Consider the following 18,308-nt stretch of genomic DNA (forward strand, 5'->3'; position numbering starts at 1 on the left):
CATGTCGAAGTATTTTATTGATAGACCGATCTTCGCGTGGGTGCTTGCACTGATCATCATGCTCGTTGGGGCATTGTCGATCCTCAATTTGCCGATCAATCAGTACCCTGACATCGCACCACCCGCTGTCGCGATTCAGGTTTCTTATCCCGGTGCTTCCGCGCAGACAGTGCAAGATACGGTCGTGCAAGTGATCGAACAGCAGATGAACGGCATCGACAACCTTCGCTACATCTCTTCGGAGAGTAACGCCGATGGCAGCATGCGAATCATCGTTACTTTCAACCAGGGCACCAACCCTGATATTGCCCAGGTTCAGGTGCAGAACAAGCTGAACCTAGCCACGCCGCTGTTGCCGCAGGAAGTGCAGCAGCAAGGGCTGCGCGTCACAAAATTCCAACAGAATTTCATGATGTTCATCGGTCTGGTTTCCACCGATGGAAAACACACCAAGGAGGACCTATCCAACTACATCGTCTCAAATATCCAGGACCCGATTTCGAGGACTTCAGGTGTTGGCGACTTTCAGATTTGGGGCACGCAATACGCCATGCGAGTCTGGCTGGACCCGGCCAAACTGAACCAGTTCCAGTTGACGCCAGTCGACGTGACCGAGGCGATTGAGGCGCAGAACGTACAGGTGGCTTCGGGCACGATCGGTGGTCTTCCTGCGCGCAAAGGTACGGTGTTTACCGCAACTATCATCGGCAAGACGCGACTGCAGACCTCCGAGCAATTTGGTGACATTTTGCTTAAGGTCAATAGCGACGGCTCCCAGGTGCGCCTGAGTGATGTGGCTGATATCAGTTTGGGCGGTGAAAACTACAGCATCAACGCCCAAGCCAATGGCAAGCCTGCCTCGGGTATCGCCATCCGCTTGGCCACAGGCGCCAACGCCCTTGATACCGCCAAGGCGATTCGCGCCACGGTCGACCGACTGAAACCATTCTTCCCGGCCGGAATTGAAGCGGTGTACCCGTATGACACGACGCCGGTGGTCACCGAATCCATCAGCGGAGTGATGCATACACTGGGCGAGGCGGTGGTTCTGGTCTTTCTGGTCATGCTGCTTTTTTTGCAAAATCTGCGCGCCACCATCATTACGACGTTGACAGTGCCCGTTGTGTTGTTAGGTACCTTCGGCGTCCTTGCCGCAGCCGGCTTCTCTATCAATACCTTGACCATGTTCGGCATGATCCTGGCGATTGGATTACTCGTCGACGATGCGATTGTGGTGGTTGAAAACGTCGAACGGGTGATGGCGCAGGAGCACCTGTCACCCAGGGAGGCTACGCGCAAATCGATGGGGCAGATCCAGGGAGCGCTGGTGGGTATTGCCTTGGTGCTTTCGGCGGTGCTGTTGCCCATGGCTTTCTTTGGTGGCTCCACTGGCGTGATCTACCGGCAGTTCTCGATCACTATCGTATCGGCCATGGCGCTTTCGGTATTTGTTGCTTTGGTATTCACCCCGGCGCTTTGCGCCACGCTGCTCAAGCCCATCGATCCGACAAAGCACGGTCAGCCCAAGCGCGGTTTTTTTGGATGGTTCAACAGACGGTTCGATGCCTGCGTCAACGGATATGAGCAGGGCGTAGGCCAGATCATCCGGCATAGGGTGCCGGGCTTTATGGTTTACCTGGTAATCGTCGCCGGCACGATCTGGATGTTCGCCCGGATACCGACCTCGTTCCTGCCCGATGAAGACCAGGGTTTGATTTTCACGCAGGTGCAGACGCCGGCCAACAGCTCGGCTGAGAGCACGCAAAAAGTGCTTGATCGCATGACTCAATACCTGCTGGACAAAGAGCACGGAGAAGGTAAAGCCGTTGCTACAGTGTTCACTGTTAACGGCTTCAATTTTGCGGGCCGCGGGCAGAATTCAGGGATCGCGTTCGTCAACCTGAAGCCATGGGATGAACGAGACAGTGACAATACTGTGTTCAAAATTGCCCAGCGTGCCCAGCAAGAGTTCCTGAAGTACCGCGACGCCCTGGTATATGCGGTGGTTCCGCCATCGGTACTGGAGTTGGGTAACGCCACCGGCTTCGATTTCTACCTGCAGGACCAAGATAGCGTGGGTCATCAAAAACTCATGGAGGCACGCGGCAAGTTTCTTGAGCTAGCTGCCCAGAGCCCGGTCCTCGCCGGTGTTCGCCCAAACGGCTTGGCCGACGAGCCACAGTACCACCTGACCATCGACGACGAGCGTGCACGGGCGATGGGCATTTCTCTGGCCGATATCAACACCACGCTGTCAGTGGCATACGGCAGTAGTTATGTGAACGATTTCGTTGATCGCGGCCGAGTTAAGCGGGTTTATGTACAGGGTCAACCTGACTCGCGCAGCACCGCAGAGGATCTGAGTAAATGGTTCGTGCGTAACAACCAAGGTCAGATGGTCCCGTTCTCGGCATTTGCGAGTGCCGAGTGGATCTTCGGCTCACCAAAACTGTCACGCTACAACGGCGTCCCTGCCGAGCAAATTCTTGGGACTCCCGCCCCGGGTTACAGCTCTGGCCAGGCGATGGCGGAAGTCGAGCGAATTGCAGCGCAACTGCCGCCCGGCGTAGGCATCTCTTTTACCGGGTTGTCCTATGAAGAGCGTCTTTCAGGGTCACAAGCGCCTGCTCTGTATGCGCTGTCGATTCTCGTCGTGTTTCTATGTCTGGCGGCACTCTATGAAAGCTGGTCGATTCCGATTGCGGTCATCTTGGTCGTGCCTCTTGGGGTAATCGGCGCGCTGATGGCCACGGCATTGCGGGGACTGTCCAACGACGTGTTCTTCCAAGTGGGTCTGTTGGTGACGGTGGGGTTGGCGGCGAAGAATGCGATCCTGATCGTCGAGTTTGCCAAGGAATTGAATGAGAAAGGTCAACCGTTGCTTGAAGCGACGGTCGAGGCTTGTCGTATGCGTCTGCGTCCGATCGTCATGACGTCCTTGGCATTCATTCTCGGTGTGCTGCCTCTGACCATTTCCAGCGGAGCCGGCTCTGGCAGTCAGCACGCCATCGGCACGGGGGTGATCGGCGGCATGATAACGGCCACCGTTCTGGCGATTTTTTGGGTTCCCCTGTTCTTCGTTTCCGTTTCAACCTTGTTTAAAGGCAGCCGCAAGAAGCAGGACGAAACTGCTATGCGTGAGGAGGCAGGCCAATGACTCGCTCTTTAATCGGTCTCGCGATCAGCGCCGCTGTTCTGAGTGGTTGCTCACTGATCCCTGAGTATCAGCGACCGCAGGCTCCAGTTGCTGCGCAATATCCGCAGGGTTCTGCCTATCAGGCAACCAACGCTGCCGACCAGGCCGCTGTGGAGCAGGGGTGGCGCGAGTTTTTCCACGATCCGGCATTGCAGCGATTGATCCAGACCGCCTTGATCAATAATCGTGACCTGAAGGTCGCGGCACTGAACGTTGAGGCGTACCGGGCGCAATACCGAATCCAGAGAGCTGACCTGTTTCCGGCGATTGGCGCCAACGCCAGCGGAACACGGCAGCGACTGCCGAGCGCTCAGACGCAGTCCGGTCAGGCCAGTATTTCCAGCCAATATGACGTCAACCTGGGAGTCAGTTCGTACGAGTTGGATCTGTTTGGTCGCATCGCCAGTCTAAGCCAGCAGGCACTGGAAACTTATTTGTCTACCGCCCAGGCCCGACGCTCGACCCAGATCAGCATCGTTTCGAGCGTGGCCAATGCCTATCTCACCTGGCAAGCCGACCGTGAATTGCTCAGGCTCACCGAGAACACGCTGGACACCTACGAGGAGAGCTTACGTCTGACCACCCGCAGTAATCAGGTGGGTGTGGCTTCGGCGCTTGATCTCGCACAGGCGCGTACCTCGGTGCAAGGTGCGCGGGCGAGCCTGGCAAACTACCAGCGCCGAGTAGCCGAAGACGAGAATGCTTTGGTGCTTCTTCTCGGTACAGGACTGCCCGCCGATTTGCCGGAGCCACAGTCCTTGGATGGCGACCTGCTGGCCAACGTACCGGCTGGTCTGCCCAGTGATTTACTCACCCGTCGCCCCGATATCCTCGCCGCCGAGCATACGCTCTTGGCCGCTAACGCTAACATCGGCGCGGCGCGGGCGGCGTTTTTCCCTAGCATCAGCCTTACGGCAAATGCCGGCACCTCGAGTGCGAATCTGGATGGGTTGTTCAAGAGCGGCTCAGGCAGTTGGGCGTTTACCCCTACCATCAGCTTGCCGATTTTCAACGCAGGCGCGTTACGCGCTAGCCTGAATTACTCGGAGATTCAGAAAGATATTGGCGTGGCCAACTACGAGAAAGCTATCCAGACCGCTTTCCAGGAAGTCTCCGACGGATTGACCGCACGTAAAACCTACGTCGATCAGTTGCAGGCACAGAATGACCTCGTCAACGCCAGCCAGGATTACTATCGGCTTGCCGAGCGTCGTTATCGAATCGGCGTGGACAGCAACCTCACCTTTTTGGACGCGCAGCGCTCGCTGTTTAGCAACCAACAAAGGCTGATTAACGATCGCCTTGCGCAGTTGCAGGCTGAAGTGAACTTGTATCGTGCACTGGGTGGCGGATGGGACGAGCGGGGCGTGCAAAAACTCTGAGAATGACGACTAAACAAAAACGCCCGGCGATAGGCCGGGCGTTTTTGTATTAGCAGTGAATGACACTATCATGATATTACGTGCTGAGTGGTGACGCCGTGCTGTCATTTACACGACTGTTAATTACAAGCAGGGCATCTTGTCAGTTTGAGCTAAGGTATTACCTTTACTGTCCATAAGTTCAATCTTTACTTCTTTCCCCGCACTACTTTCCATCAAGGTGTAACGTTCATTCGGTAAAAAATTGTCATAGGACAGGGTGGCAACACAGCGGTGTTGGCTCTCCTGGTAGCCCTTGGTAACTACCCCAACTTCCATCGTGTGCGCCCCTGGCGATACTTTGAAATAAGTCAGGTTCTCTGCGCGTTGCGTATCCAGGCGTCTGGCCAGCATTTCATCACCGATCTGCTCGTGAAGATTGACAATGGACTCGCCATCCTTAAGCGTCGGAAGTTCAGTCGCACAGCCAGCCAGTCCGGTGATTAAAATGATAGAGGCTGTAAGTTTTGCAAGGTTCATAAGTGTCCTGAATTTTTTGGGGGTCCGAGAATAGCTATAAGCTTGTTCTGAACCGTCAAATAGGGAAGGTTTAAATAAGCTGTTTCAGCCTAATAACGCATTGGCTTGGGAGCGTGCAGATGACGCAAGATGATCGAGGACGGCAAGGACTAAGATGCCTACTCGATATCTGGAATGATTTTGTTGTCGGTATGGGGATATTCTACAGGCTATTTTTTAATTGATTAGCCTGTGAGCTATTGATGCAGTGCTGAGCTTTATTCACCAATGATGCGCCATCTGCGACGCCGAGAACTTGAATCCCTCAGGTGTCGCACGTGGTATTTGCTGCGTGTCGGACGTTACCGTTCGAATCGATCGTCGATCAGTCAGTCATTTCTGTCGCTGAGACGATCAGCCCTTAACGATGAGGCGCGAGTTTCGTTCATTGCGAAAGGCCAATTGTTCGATGGTTTGCGTGGCGTGCTCGGCGTCTTCACGCGCCTGCAGAATCACCCCGTGATGTTCGGACTTGCTGCACACCGGGTCGGCGTTGCTGGCGTCGCCTGTGAGCATGAACGCCTGGCAGCGGCAGCCGCCGAAGTCCTTTTCTTTTTCATCGCAGGAACGGCATGGCTCGGGCATCCAGTCATAGCCGCGAAAGCGGTTGAAGCCAAACGAGTCGTACCAGATGTGCTGCATGCTGTGGTCGCGCACATTGGGAAATTGCACCGGCAGTTGGCGGGCGCCGTGACAGGGCAGGGCGGTGCCGTCCGGCGTGACGGTGAGGAAAATGCTGCCCCAACCGTTCATGCAGCCCTTGGGGCGTTCTTCATAGTAGTCCGGCGTGACAAAGATCAGCTTGCACGGATTGCCGGCGGCTTCCAGTTTGGCGCGGTATTCGTTGGTGACACGCTCGGCGCGGACCAGTTGTTCCTTGGTCGGCAGCAGACCCACTCGGTTGAGTTGCGCCCAGCCGTAAAACTGGCAGGTGGCAAGTTCGACGAAATCCGCCTCAAGAGCGATGCACAACTCGATGATGCGGTCGATCTTGTCGATGTTGTGCCGATGGGTGACGAAGTTCAGCACCATCGGATAGCCGTGGGCTTTGACCGCCCGGGCCATTTCCAGCTTTTGCGCGAAGGCTTTCTTCGAGCCTGCCAAGAGGTTGTTCACCTGCTCGTCGCTGGCCTGGAAGCTGATCTGGATATGATCCAGGCCGGCCTTTTTGAAGTCGCTGATTTTCTGTTCGGTCAAGCCGATGCCGGAGGTGATCAGGTTGGTATAGAAACCCAGCCTGCGCGCCTCGCCAATCAGTTCGGCCAGGTCCTGGCGTACCAGCGGCTCACCGCCGGAAAAGCCCAATTGCGCGGCGCCCATTTCCCGGGCTTCGCGAAACACCTTGAACCACTGCTCGGTGCTCAGCTCCTTGCCTTGCTCGGCAAAGTCCAACGGGTTGGAGCAATACGGGCATTGCAGCGGGCACCGATAGGTCAGCTCCGCCAGCAGCCACAGCGGCAAGCCGACTTCAGGCTTGGGCGGCAGCCCGGTGGGCTCAGGCAAGTTCGATCCAGTGCTGTGCACGGGCGACCTCCATGAATTGCTCGATGTCGTCACCGAGTTCCGGCACGTCGGGAAACTGCTTCGCCAACTCGTCGACGATGGCCGCGACATCCCGTTCGCCGTCGATCAGGCCGCCGATCAGCGACGCGCTGTCGTTGAGCTTGATCATGCCTTCAGGATAGAGCAGCACATGGCCCTTCTGTGCCGGTTCGTACTGGAAGCGATAGCCGGGGCGCCAGCGCGGGGTCTTGCTGCGGTCGAAACTCATAAGGTGATCCCTTTGTGCCACACCCGTTGCCCGGTCACGCTGTGATAGGGCGGACGGTTCAATTCGTAGGCCATGCTCATGGCGTCGAGCATGCTCCAGAGGATGTCCAGTTTGAACTGGAGAATCTCCAGCATGCGCTCCTGCCCTGCGCGGGTGGTGTAGTGCTGCAAGGTAATCGCCAGGCCGTGCTCCACATCACGCCGGGCCTGGCTCAGACGAGTGCGGAAGTATTGGTAGCCGGCCGGGTCGATCCACGGGTAATGCTGCGGCCAGCTGTCCAGGCGCGACTGGTGGATCTGCGGCGCGAAGAGTTCGGTCAGCGAGCTGCTGGCTGCTTCCTGCCAACTGGCCCGGCGGGCAAAGTTGACGTAGGCATCCACCGCAAAACGAACCCCTGGCAGCACCAATTCCTGGGAGCGCAGTTGATCGGGATCCAGGCCCACCGCCTGGCCCAGCCGCAGCCAAGCTTCGATACCGCCGTCCTCGCCGGGAGCACCGTCATGGTCGAGCAGGCGCTGGATCCACTCACGGCGGATCGCCCGATCCGGGCAGTTGGCCAGGATCGCGGCATCCTTGAGCGGGATGTTCACCTGATAGTAAAACCGGTTCGCGACCCAACCCTGGATCTGCTCGCGAGTCGCGCGGCCTTCATACATCGCCACGTGATACGGGTGATGGATGTGGTAATACGCGCCCTTGGCGCGCAAGGCTGCTTCAAATTCTGCCGTGGTCAATGGTGTGTCAGTCATTTCGGGCGCTCCTACAGTTCGATACTCATGCCGTCGTAAGCGACTTCGACATTGCGTCGCACCAACTCGGCCCGCTCGGAGGAGTCTTCATCGAGGATTGGGTTGGTGTTGTTGATGTGGATCAGCACCTTGCGCTGCTTCGGCAAATGCTCCAGCACTTCGAGCATGCCGCCCGGACCATTCTGGGCCAGGTGGCCCATTTCCCGGCCAGTGCGGGTGCCGACACCACGGCGCTGCATTTCATCGTCGTCCCACACCGTTCCGTCCACCAGCAGACAATCGCTGCCGGCCATGATCTGCAACAACGACTCGTCGACCTTGCCCAGGCCAGGGGCATAGAACAGCTTGCCACCCGTGCGCAGGTCTTCGACGATTAGCCCGATGTTGTCGCCCGGGTGCGGGTCGAAGCGATGCGGTGAATAGGGCGGTGCGGCGCTGAGCAGGGGCAGTGGGGTGACGCGCAGGTTCGGGCAGGCGGCGATGGTGAAGCTCTGGTCGAGTTCGATGCGATTCCAACTCAACCCGCCGTTCCAGTGGGTCAGCATGTTGAACAGTGGAAAGCCAGTGCTCAGGTCTTCATGGACCATGTCGGTGCACCAGACTTGATGTGGGCAACCTTCACGCAGGCTGAGTAGGCCGGTGGTGTGGTCGATCTGGCTGTCCATCAGGATGATCGCGCCAATGCCGGTGTCGCGCAGGGCCCGGCCCGGCTGCATCGGGGCAAACGCCTGGAGCTGGGCGCGAATGTCCGGAGAGGCGTTGCACAGCACCCAGTTCACACCGTCATCGGACAGGGCGATGGACGATTGGGTGCGCGCCTGGGCCCGCAGGCTGCCGTCGCGAAAACCTGCGCAGTTGGCACAGTTGCAGTTCCACTGGGGGAAACCGCCACCGGCGGCAGAACCTAGAATCTGGACGAACATGGTTGCTCCATCATTCTGGAACCGAAAATAAAACGCCTCGGCAGGCCGAGGCGCTGTCCATCAGGTACAAACTTAACGGTTTGCGAAGTACATGGTGACTTCAAAACCGATACGCAGGTCGGTGTAAGCAGGTTTGGACCAAGACATGAAAGTACTCCTATCAAGTGATGAGACGTTTGTCAGGTACATATTTCTGAGTTTGGTTGGGATCATTTTGCAGCGTTCCAAGGCGCACCCAACCTACGACGCCGTGTTTCGGTTGTTATACCTCGTCTGGTACTGCCGGACGATCGGGTAGCAGGACGCCTTCAGGGAATTGGTCCAAGTACGAGAACGAGTGACTCGACAATTTAGAGGCGAGGGCCACGACGCACTTCGCGAACAATTGAACTCGATTCTGCAGGCTGCAAAATGTCATTGTCGTACTCTCCCATGTTGGTGCGAACTCAGGCTGAAAAAAACTGCATTGGAAGAGCCCCTTACAGGCTGGTCTCGAATTTCAAACCGGCCACCCACGCATCCCTGACCTCGCTGACTCCGCCAGGATTGCCTACAAATTGCAGGTTGGGGCGCACGGTCAGCCACTTGGTCACGCCAAAGCCATAGTAGATTTCCATGTTGGTTTCTGAGCTTTGGGTCGGTGTGTAGCGAGGGTCGTCGTAATCGCTGACGCCCGCCCGCTCGTTCAGTTGCTGCTGATGATCTGTGAATCGGTTATTCACGTGGAGACTGGCGATGGCGACGCCGATCTCGTCATTCGGGCGAGATTTGAAGGGGGCCGTGTAGTAAGCGCCTACTTGCGCATAGCGATCGATCATATTGGTGGCTTTGTCATGCACCGTGGCATAGGCGAACACCGTCAGCCCACGAGCGGCGAAGTCTGGATCTTTCCAGACCTGTTGTTGCCCGGCAATCCATGCGCCGTGTTTACTGTCGCGGGATTTTGCTATGCCGTTTTCTTCTGTGTTGACGTCGTTTGCGTCACGGCTGCTGTAATACGCCCCTACGCGATATTCCCCTGGCAGCCGTCCGGCTCCCAGCGACGTGGTATGGACCAGCTCGACAGGTACCAAGGTACCCTCATTACCGCTGCCGCTGAGTTTGAAGCCGTTACCTATTTCCAGGTAGGAAGGGTTCTGCTCGTACGCACCGATCTGCGCATAAGTATCATCGCTCAAAGCGACCTTTACGCGGCCCGCCCATTGAGTGATTGGCCAGTTATAAATGATATCGCCGGCCCAGTTACCCGGCTGTGCGCCGCAGAATGCCAAGTTCTGGAATTTGCAGGGGAAGCTGCCGAAGTCCTCGCCAAAGTTCATGCGGCCCAGTTTGATATCCAGCCCGCCGTCAAAGAACTTTTGACGGTACCAGAGTTGTGTAAGCCGCCAGGTCTGGCCGCGCCCGTATACCTCTTGGACCTGACTGATTCCTCCCACCCGAGGATCGGTGAGCACATCGTTGGTGAGATTGCGCCCGTTACGGTCCGATATCGTGAATTGAAAATCAGCGCCTTCCCAGCCGAGTATTTTCTCAAGGTCAAAATTGCTCATCAGCGCAAGTTGATCGGTATACCGCGCCGTGGTGTGAGAATCGTAGCCACCGGCAAGATTCGTTGCGGCGTCGCCCGTGTAGAGCACGTTAAAGGTATAACCTTTTTCAAGCAGTTCTGTGCGTAGGCCGCCCCAGTCTCCCAACATCCAAGGTGACTCAGGACTGAAGGCTTCTTGTGCATGACTGTTGGTCGCTCCGCAAAGCAGCAACAATGCGGCGGAAATATTAAGCGTGTTGCAGTTCAAATGAGTGGTCATGATAATCTCTGCTTTTGTTTTTATTAGTCAGATAATCGAACACATCTTCAGGTTGATCTTCCGCCCGGAAGAGCATTAAAGAATGTCTGCAACGGGTTGAACCCAGCGAAGCACTACTGGATTCTTTTTTGTGGAAGCGTCGAGCTTGACGTGACACACGGTAAGTTGATGAGAAGACGGGATCTAAGTCATGCCACGTCTGTTCTTGCGGAATATCTCGGTAATTTATTTGAACATGGGTAACGCTCTCCTTGTGATTGTCATGAAGGTTGCTTTCAACTTAACGGCGCCGAAGATGCCGTCGGCGCGCTCTTGAAAATACCGGTCATTCGCCGCCCGCACTGATTGGGTTGGGTTGGCGTTTTTCAATGGTGTATTTCAGCAATGCAGCGCTGCGGAATATGCCGTGGGCGAATTTGCTATAGGGCATGGTCAGAAAGAACGCCATGACCAGACCCAGGTGGATGGCAAGCAATAAGCCCAACGCGCTGGTTTCGCGCCCGGCAAGCAATGCAAGACCGCTAGCGCTGACCAGGAACAGAAGCGCGATGAAGCCACGATCCATCGGTTTCTGATTCTCGTCCCCTTGTTGCGGGTTACGCCGCAGATTCATCCAGAGCAAACCTGCTGGGCCGATCAGCAGACCTACGCCACCGAAAATGCCGAGCAGCACTGGCAGGCTCACAACCGGGTAGGGCGCCGACCAATCGAGTAAAAAATGATAAAGAGTGGCAACGCCTGTGGCTGCGAAGCACAGCATGAACCCATAGAAGGTGAGGTGGTGAAAGCGGCGGCGCCATAGGGTGAATGCGTCGTCGGCGTTGTTGCAGCCTTCCCCATGTCCGCCGTCCAGGTACTTGAGTTGTGCGACGTTGGCGCCGGCCTCCAGGGCCGCACTGGCTTTCAACGGCAGAGGTGCCTCGGCGGGTGAGATTTCGCGCCAGAATCGACGCACGCCGATACCCAGGGCCAACACGGCAAAACCGAACACCGCGCTGAACATCAGTGCCAACGTGTTGTGTGGAAAAATCCCGTAGAAGTTACCGCCTGGCATGGCAACGAACAGGTTGCCCATGATCATCAAGGTAAGCGACAGGAACAGCGCCAACCCAGCGCCTGAAGCCAGCCCCAAGGTAAGGCCGTTGCGTTGGTACAATTTACCCAGTGGCTGCGGCCAGGCGTAACTGGTGTAGGTTTCCAGCCGCACCTTGGCCATGGCTTTGGGTACGTTGACTGCAAATTCGTGCGGGGCAGCGTATTGGCAAGCCGACAGGCACGCGCCGCAGTTGTGGCAAAGGTTCGCCAAGTAATGAATGTCGGCCTGACCGAATTCCAGATGCCGGGTCATTGCGGGGAATACGGCACAGAAACCTTCGCAATAGCGGCAGGCATTGCAAATGATCATCTGCCGTTCGACTTCGGTTTCCTGCAGGTTGAGGGCCGGGATCAGTTGGCTGGATACCTGGGGATCAAACAGCTGCATGTTGAAGCTCCGAGTTCACAGGAGAAAGACCAAACCCCGCACAAAGCGCGGCCTGTACGCCAGCGATTCGTCCGAAGGCAGTACCGATGGCCATGCCAATACCCGCGGTATAACCCTTGCCCAGTACGTTGCCAGCCATCATTTCTCCGGCGACAAACAGGTTCGGGCTGGCCTTGCCATCAAAGTGCACGGCGGCCGTTTCGTCGGTCGCCAGGCCGAGATAGGTAAAGGTGACGCCTGGCTTGAGGGGATAGGCGTAGTAGGGTGGTTTGGTGAGCGGCCTTGCCCAGTGAGTCTTGGCGGGAGTAAGCCCTTCGGTATGGCAGTCGTCGAGCGTGGTGTGGTCGAACGTGCCGACATGGCAAGCGTTGTTGTAGTCTTCGATGGTTTTAACGAACTGCGTTTGCGGCAAGTTCAACAGGCGAGCCAGTTCTGGCAACGTCCGGGCTGTGGTTCCAGGGAACACCGGCGGCATGAAGCGGCCAAGCGCCTGTTGGTCGATAATCGAGTAGGCCTGCTGGTTGGGTTGTCCCGCAACCAGACGGCCCCAAATCGCATAACGCTTGGGCCAGAAATCCTCACCCTCATCGTAAAACCGTTTTCCATCGCGGTTGACAACCACGCCCAGGGACACGCAGTCGATGCGGGTACAGATACCTCCGTCGTAAAGCGGAGCCCGGGCGTCGATGGCAACCATATGTGCCTGGGTTGGGTCGCCGACTGAATCGGCGCCAAGATCGAGCATCCGTCGCAACAACACACCGGTATTGAACCGGGTGCCGCGAATCAGAAAGTTGTCCGATGGCCATTCACCACGCTCGTTTTGGCCCCAAGCCTCCCGTAACCATTCGCGATTGGATTCAAATCCGCCAGCAGCCAGGACGCAGGCGCGAGCTTCGATACGCTCCGCTGGGAATCGCTGTCCATCTATCACCCGTTCGGCCAGGTGAGCTGCGACGAAAGCACCGTTTTCCAGTTCTATGTCGGTGACCTGAGCGTCATAACGGATCTTCACGCCCAAGCGTTCGGCGCTGCGAAAGTAAGCATTGACCAGTGCCTTTCCGCCGCCCATGAAAAACGCGTTGGTGCGCGCCACGTGCAGAGCACCCGACAAGGGCGGCTGAAAGTGCACACCATGTGAACGCATCCAATCACGGCAAGATGACGAGGCGCGAATGGCGATGCGCGCCAGTTTCTCGTTGGTAAGACCACCGGTGACTTTAAGCAGATCTTGCCAGTATTCTTCTTCGGCATAGGCATCGACCAGCACATCCTGAGGCGCATCGTGCATGCAGCGCAGGTTGCGCGTGTGCTGCGAATTTCCACCGCGCCAGACTTTCGGCGAGCCTTCCAGCAGCATCACGCTGGCGCCTGCCTCTCGTGCCATCAATGCGGCACATAACGCAGCGTTGCCGCCACCTATCACCAGAACGTCGACCATCGTATCTCCTCGATTCACTGGCAGGGCGAAGTGACTGCCGCCAGTGGATTAACCATAGGGATGGGCTCATCGCGGCGAAAGGCGGATTTAGAGGTGAGGGCTTCAGTTTTAGTGAAGGGTGATGTTTCTGTGCAGGGGGATATGTGGCAGGCGTTACCACTCTCCCTGAAATACAAAACGCCCGATGCAAATGCACCGGGCGTTTTGATACTGAAATGGATATAGACCCATTTCAGAGGCAGGCAAATTTGCCCAGTTCAAGACTTTGGAGACAGGTCACGATGGACCGGCTCCTTGGTTGAACAGCTATTGTCAGCCGCCATTACTTGCCATCTGGAATTGCAAAGGCAACCAGCTTCGAACCAGGCTTCGTACGATAATGCGGGCGCCCACCCTCGGCGACCACCACAAATTGCCTTCCGCTGACCGGACTGCGGTAGGTCATGGGCGTGGCATTGGCGCTGGTGGCAAGGCGACTGCTCCACAGCTCCCGGCCGGTGGCAGCATCCAGGGCACGGAACGTATGCTCTGCTGCACCGCCGATAAATACCAGGCCGCCACGGGTCGTCACGGCGCCACCGGCGGTCGGTGTACCGATCGGGATGGAAACCAGGGTAGGCAGACCGAACGGACCAATGTCACGCGGTGAGCCAAATGGCTTGGACCAGATGAGCTTGCCACTGACAAGATCAACAGCGCCAATCAGGCCCCAAGGCGGCGCATTGCAAGGAATGCCAAGCTGCGAAAGGAAGTTGACCCGATAAGCGCCGTATGGCGTGTCAAGCATAGGCTGCTCGGCTTGTCCCCCTGCGTCCAGACCAGGTGCAATCCTGAAATTGCGTTGCGTTGCTTCTTCGCGTGTTACCAATTCGATTCGGTCAGGGACCTGAGTCCAGTTGACGATCATCAGCCCGCGATCAACGTCCAGCGAGATGCCATTCCAGTTCACACCACCCATTGAACCGGGATCGATCAAGACATTCTTGTCGAGCGTGATGGGCGTGAATTGGCCCTCGTAGCGCGATTGTTTGAACATGATCCGGCAAACCATTTGGTCGATCGGCGTCGCACCCCACATGTCTTTTTCGCGCAGTTGAGGCCCCCTGAAAGCAGGGAGCTCGACAGAGGCAGGTTGGGTAGGGGACAGCCATTCGCCTTTGGCAATGTCACGCTGAGGCACAGGCTGTTCTTCCACCGCCTTGATCGGTTCGCCAGTCTCGCGGTCGAGCACGAAAATCTCGCCGCGTTTGGTCGGTTGGATCAGCGCTGGCCGCATGCCCTTTGCGGTAGGCCAATTCAACAGAGTGGGCTGAGAAGCGACGTCATAATCCCAGATGTCGTGGTGCGTGGCCTGGAATTTCCAGCGCAGTCGACCCGTCTCCGCGTCGAGAGCGATCACCGCACTGGAGATATCCTCGTCATAGGGACGGCGCTGCCCACCGTAAGCATCAGGTGTCGCGTTGCCCACTGGCAAATAGACGAGACCGAGCTTCTCATCCGCGCTGATGGGGGCCCAGCTGTTGGGCGTGGAAGGCGTGTAATACTGCCCTTCAGGTGGCAGGCCGAGACGATTCGGCGCGCCGGCATCAAAGGCCCAGGCGAGTTCGCCTGTCACCGCATCAAACGCCCTGATGACGCCGGACGGACCACCCCAATATTGCCCGTCGGGAATGCCACCACCGACGACAATCTTGCCGCGGATAACTTGCGGTGCCGAGCTGACGTAGAACAAGCCATGTGGGTAAGGTGCGACGCCCTTTGTCAGATCGACCGCGCCGTTGTTACCAAACCCTGGGCAATATTCACCGGTTTTCGCATCCAGTGCCACCAGCGTGGGGTTGTGGCTGGGGGCGTAGATGCGCTCTGAGCAAAAACCATTGGCGTCGGGCACTTTGTAGTACGCCACACCCCGACAAGGTTTGCCCGACTGCGGTACGCCGTTGGAAATGTCGCGGCGCCACAATTCTTTGCCGGTTTCCGCATCGAATGCATGGATACCGTTATTGCCATCACACGCGTACAGGGAACTACCCATCATGATGGGGGTGCCTTCGATGGCGTTGAGATCGCCGTTCACCGGTGCCATGTCGGCTTCCCAGACTTTGACCAGCTTCGAGACGTTGGTTGTGTCAATGTCTGCTAGCGGACTGAAGCGGGTTCCACCCTGGTCGTTGCCGTAGGCTTGCCAGTCGGTACGTTCGTTGTTGGCCATTGGTTCAGGCAGTTTCGCTGGCGCCTGCGATTGCAAGCCGCGTCTCAACATCGGAAAGTCCGGTGCGTCAGGTCCGAAAGCGTGAGTGACGCTCCCCAAGGCGATTGCAGCGGCCAGGCCGCCGGCAAACGATGGCCAGCCGCGTGGAAGCTTCCGGGTGTTCGGCGCAGGCGTGAGTCGGGTGAAATGCGGTAGCAGAAGTACTGCGCCGAGAACGAACGGACCAATCAGTCTGGGCGCCAGTTGCCAACCGTTAAAACCCACCTCCCACAAACTCCAGGCTGTGGTCCAGACCAGCATTGCGGCATAGACCCAAACCCCTCGCGCATCACCGCGCCAGAGAAATACAGCGCTTGTGATGAAGGCCAGCCCGGTGATCAGGTAGTACGCAGAACCTGCGTCCGCAACCAAGATGACACCGCCAATGGAAAGGGCCAAGCCGAGTATCAGTAATACAATGGCAAAGATACGACATACCCATCGCGAAGCTTTTGTCGTATCGCGCTTGGCATTCAAAGAGTCAGGCTCTGCGCCAATAGGGGTCATAAGGGTTTCTCCATGTGATCAATAGGACACACGTGTTGGTAACAAGCATTGAGGCGGCTCATTTGAATGACGCCGGAGGCAAGCCATGGGTGAACACCTTGGCACTGAATATTGTCGCTCCTTGCCCCTTATCTCCATCACTGGTGACGGAGTACAAGGTGTTCGTATTGGGATCAATGGCGAGGCTAGTCGATAGCAGGTTGTGCCCTTGTTCGCGCCCCGGCAGCAGCACCTGACCAATCGGGATACCGATCTGGTTAAAGACCATTACACGACCTTGCCCATAGATCGCCACATAGACATTGCCATCGGCGTCGACCCGCATCGAATCGGGGGAGGGCCCCGTGAAACGGTAGGGGATGGACGAGCTGATGGTGGCGATGGTAGTAGCGTTGGCCAGGTCGATGCGATGCAGAAGATTGCGGCCAAATTCAGTTGCCCACAGCGTTTTTCCGTCTGGACTTAGCGTAACGCCGTTGGCCATCGAGAGATGCGGCAAGACGACAACGGGAGTCGAAAGATCGGGAGAAACGTAATAAATTCCGCCCTTTGGCTCGGTCGAAATACCTTTGAAGTCACTGAAGTAAAAACCACCCTCTTTATTGAACACCAAGTCATTGGGCATGAATCCGGCGTCTTGCGCGATGATGGTTTGCATTCCCGTGCCATCGGGTTTGACTGCGAAAATCGCGCCGAGGTTGCGGTTCAGATCGAGAGCCGCGATGAACAGGCGTCCGTCGGGATGAAATGCCAGTCCACCAGGGGAGAGGTTCTCTATCGTGGCTACGATTGAAAGCTGTTTGGTCGGCGACAGGCGAAGTACGCGTTTACCCGAAACATCACAGAAAAGCAGGTTGCCCTCGCGGTCAAAGATGGCGCCTTCCAGTATCCGTCCTTCGTTGGATGCTTTGAACCAGGTTTGAGCTGTAACCGTTGGAAGGCTTCGTTCCGATACTGGGATGGGCACTGGGCCTTGGGTCTGCTTGTCGTAGGCCAATGATGAAGAGGAGGGGAGTTGCCCGGCGTATGCGCCTGTAGCAACGCTGGCGGCGCCAATGGCCAGACAGGCCAGCAGGCTGCGGAGCTGGAGTTTTTTGAGCGCCCCATGAACACTGGTGCTGTTTCTTCTATCCGAACGTTTCCTACAGGCATGAATGCTTGTCGCGTTTATCACTGTGTGCGGCGCAGGCATGTCGAGTTGTGTCAGCGTGGGTAAAGCGGTCGTAGCGAATAGCCGGCTGGGGGGCGCGCCGGATATCGGCACGACCAGCCCTTTGAAATTGAACGTTACGCCAATGCTCATAACGAACTCCATTGTGCAAAGCCTTTTACTCCCCCTCAGGGGCGTAGACTTGTTTATTGTTTGATAGGGTGAAGCCGTGTTTCTTACGCGTTAACGTTGGGCACGCGACCAGCGAATGTCAGTCCGCCGGAGGGGCCCTACTTCAAATCTCTTCCCGGGGGTACTGGAGCACGAGGACCTCGGCACCTTGGTCGCCTGCTTGGATCTCGAACTTTTCCTCAGTTGATTCCACGACGATCATGGACCAGAGAGGAAGCTCCTCTTCGCCATGCAGCACGCTGCCGTTTCCGACGAAAACGTAATAACCCGATGCAATACCAGGGGGCGGACCGTCCACCTTCATACCAGCGCCCAATCGTAATACCTGAGCGCGCAGGCCATCTGCCTCATCTTCAAAAAGCAGTTCCCAACTCGCTTCTTCGCGGGCCTGCATCACAGGGGCAATGGAGAACTTGATGGGCTCGGACGTCAGGTGCCGGCGTTTGCTGGGACGCAGTTGTTCCCGGTAGCCAGGTTCACTCAAATAGACCGGTTGGGAGTTTCCGGTGTACATCCGCATGGCGACGAAGGACAGCCCTTGCGGGCCCGCCACGATCGGACCGTAAGCCGTGTGATGGTCTTTGAACTGGACGGTGAGCGGTTCCAGCACCTGACCGCGATTACCCAGTGTGCCACTGCCAGCGATGAACAACTGAAACATCGACACCCCGTGGAAATGGGGCACTACTGCTTCGTGTGCTCTGAGTTCAGACATTGTCGCCTGAGGGCCTGGGGCCCGCCCTTGAGAGCTCCGCGGGCCAAAGAAGGTCGTTCCCCAATGCTGGTTCCCGGTACCGGGCGAAACGATAACGCTCCGATTTGCAAGGGCGTCTGCCCCACTGCGCGTGTAAATCATCACCAATGCTCCTATTGAATCTGCATGTATTCAGGACAAAT

General features: G+C 57.0%; 14 protein-coding genes. 2 read left to right on the plus strand and 12 right to left on the minus strand.

Annotated elements, in window-relative coordinates:
• The first annotated feature begins 1 nt into the window (after position 1).
• Positions 2-3,157 (plus strand): efflux RND transporter permease subunit, encoded by a 3,156-nt coding sequence (locus tag PBDP_RS11070; protein ID WP_212796449.1) that lies wholly within the window; start codon positions 2-4, stop codon positions 3,155-3,157.
• Positions 3,154-4,578 (plus strand): AdeC/AdeK/OprM family multidrug efflux complex outer membrane factor, encoded by a 1,425-nt coding sequence (adeC, locus tag PBDP_RS11075; protein WP_212802235.1) that lies wholly within the window; start codon positions 3,154-3,156, stop codon positions 4,576-4,578. Before PBDP_RS11070 ends, adeC begins: the two co-directional genes overlap by 4 nt.
• 123 nt (positions 4,579-4,701) lie before the next feature.
• Here the strand turns inward: adeC and PBDP_RS11080 are convergent, their stop codons facing one another.
• The 12 genes from PBDP_RS11080 to PBDP_RS11135 form a co-directional block, all read right to left on the minus strand.
• On the minus strand, positions 4,702-5,097 hold the full coding sequence (locus tag PBDP_RS11080) for a PA0061/PA0062 family lipoprotein (RefSeq protein WP_079302511.1): 396 nt from the start codon (positions 5,095-5,097) through the stop codon (positions 4,702-4,704).
• A 393-nt stretch (positions 5,098-5,490) separates the two neighbouring features.
• The gene (gene pqqE / locus PBDP_RS11085) at positions 5,491-6,660 is read right to left on the minus strand and encodes a pyrroloquinoline quinone biosynthesis protein PqqE (protein ID WP_212802236.1); all 1,170 of its coding nucleotides are present in this window, start codon (positions 6,658-6,660) and stop codon (positions 5,491-5,493) included.
• A complete protein-coding gene (pqqD, locus tag PBDP_RS11090; RefSeq protein WP_212796445.1) occupies positions 6,632-6,907 on the minus strand; it encodes a pyrroloquinoline quinone biosynthesis peptide chaperone PqqD in 276 nt (91 codons plus the stop codon). Before pqqD ends, pqqE begins: the two co-directional genes overlap by 29 nt.
• A complete protein-coding gene (gene pqqC / locus PBDP_RS11095; protein ID WP_212796444.1) occupies positions 6,904-7,656 on the minus strand; it encodes a pyrroloquinoline-quinone synthase PqqC in 753 nt (250 codons plus the stop codon). The genes pqqD and pqqC overlap by 4 nt, the downstream gene beginning before the upstream one ends.
• A gap of 11 nt (positions 7,657-7,667) precedes the next feature.
• Positions 7,668-8,579 (minus strand): pyrroloquinoline quinone biosynthesis protein PqqB, encoded by a 912-nt coding sequence (gene pqqB / locus PBDP_RS11100; protein ID WP_212796443.1) that lies wholly within the window; start codon positions 8,577-8,579, stop codon positions 7,668-7,670.
• A gap of 72 nt (positions 8,580-8,651) precedes the next feature.
• A complete protein-coding gene (gene pqqA / locus PBDP_RS11105) occupies positions 8,652-8,726 on the minus strand; it encodes a pyrroloquinoline quinone precursor peptide PqqA (RefSeq protein ID WP_020295432.1) in 75 nt (24 codons plus the stop codon).
• 332 nt (positions 8,727-9,058) lie between these two features.
• Entirely contained in the window at positions 9,059-10,387 is a 1,329-nt protein-coding gene (locus PBDP_RS11110) for a carbohydrate porin (RefSeq protein WP_212796442.1), read from the minus strand.
• 325 nt (positions 10,388-10,712) lie between these two features.
• Positions 10,713-11,870 (minus strand): tricarballylate utilization 4Fe-4S protein TcuB, encoded by a 1,158-nt coding sequence (gene tcuB / locus PBDP_RS11115; protein ID WP_212802237.1) that lies wholly within the window; start codon positions 11,868-11,870, stop codon positions 10,713-10,715.
• Entirely contained in the window at positions 11,857-13,311 is a 1,455-nt protein-coding gene (gene tcuA, locus PBDP_RS11120; protein ID WP_212802238.1) for an FAD-dependent tricarballylate dehydrogenase TcuA, read from the minus strand. The genes tcuB and tcuA overlap by 14 nt, the downstream gene beginning before the upstream one ends.
• Positions 13,312-13,633: 322 nt before the next feature.
• On the minus strand, positions 13,634-16,069 hold the full coding sequence (locus tag PBDP_RS11125) for a pyrroloquinoline quinone-dependent dehydrogenase (protein ID WP_212802239.1): 2,436 nt from the start codon (positions 16,067-16,069) through the stop codon (positions 13,634-13,636).
• Positions 16,070-16,127: 58 nt separating this feature from the next.
• Positions 16,128-17,372, minus strand: coding sequence for an SMP-30/gluconolactonase/LRE family protein (locus tag PBDP_RS11130; RefSeq protein WP_212802240.1), 1,245 nt, complete (start codon positions 17,370-17,372; stop codon positions 16,128-16,130).
• Positions 17,373-17,514: 142 nt separating this feature from the next.
• A complete protein-coding gene (locus PBDP_RS11135) occupies positions 17,515-18,072 on the minus strand; it encodes a hypothetical protein (protein WP_013692809.1) in 558 nt (185 codons plus the stop codon).
• Positions 18,073-18,308 lie beyond the last annotated feature (236 nt).

It is taken from the genome of Pseudomonas sp. St290 (assembly GCF_018325805.1).
Classification (GTDB): Bacteria; Pseudomonadota; Gammaproteobacteria; order Pseudomonadales; family Pseudomonadaceae; genus Aquipseudomonas; species Aquipseudomonas bijieensis.

What these genes read in the sequence shown, in the direction of transcription:
- PBDP_RS11135 (WP_013692809.1), bottom strand. Translation starts at nt 18,072, where the DNA reads ATGTTTCAGTTGTTCATCGCTGGCAGTGGCACACTGGGTAATCGCGGT.
- pqqD (WP_212796445.1), bottom strand. Translation starts at nt 6,907, where the DNA reads ATGAGTTTCGACCGCAGCAAGACCCCGCGCTGGCGCCCCGGCTATCGC.
- PBDP_RS11130 (WP_212802240.1), bottom strand. Translation starts at nt 17,372, where the DNA reads ATGAGCATTGGCGTAACGTTCAATTTCAAAGGGCTGGTCGTGCCGATA.
- tcuB (WP_212802237.1), bottom strand. Translation starts at nt 11,870, where the DNA reads ATGCAGCTGTTTGATCCCCAGGTATCCAGCCAACTGATCCCGGCCCTC.
- PBDP_RS11125 (WP_212802239.1), bottom strand. Translation starts at nt 16,069, where the DNA reads ATGACCCCTATTGGCGCAGAGCCTGACTCTTTGAATGCCAAGCGCGAT.
- PBDP_RS11070 (WP_212796449.1), top strand. Translation starts at nt 2, where the DNA reads ATGTCGAAGTATTTTATTGATAGACCGATCTTCGCGTGGGTGCTTGCA.
- adeC (WP_212802235.1), top strand. Translation starts at nt 3,154, where the DNA reads ATGACTCGCTCTTTAATCGGTCTCGCGATCAGCGCCGCTGTTCTGAGT.
- PBDP_RS11080 (WP_079302511.1), bottom strand. Translation starts at nt 5,097, where the DNA reads ATGAACCTTGCAAAACTTACAGCCTCTATCATTTTAATCACCGGACTG.
- tcuA (WP_212802238.1), bottom strand. Translation starts at nt 13,311, where the DNA reads ATGGTCGACGTTCTGGTGATAGGTGGCGGCAACGCTGCGTTATGTGCC.
- pqqB (WP_212796443.1), bottom strand. Translation starts at nt 8,579, where the DNA reads ATGTTCGTCCAGATTCTAGGTTCTGCCGCCGGTGGCGGTTTCCCCCAG.
- PBDP_RS11110 (WP_212796442.1), bottom strand. Translation starts at nt 10,387, where the DNA reads ATGACCACTCATTTGAACTGCAACACGCTTAATATTTCCGCCGCATTG.
- pqqC (WP_212796444.1), bottom strand. Translation starts at nt 7,656, where the DNA reads ATGACTGACACACCATTGACCACGGCAGAATTTGAAGCAGCCTTGCGC.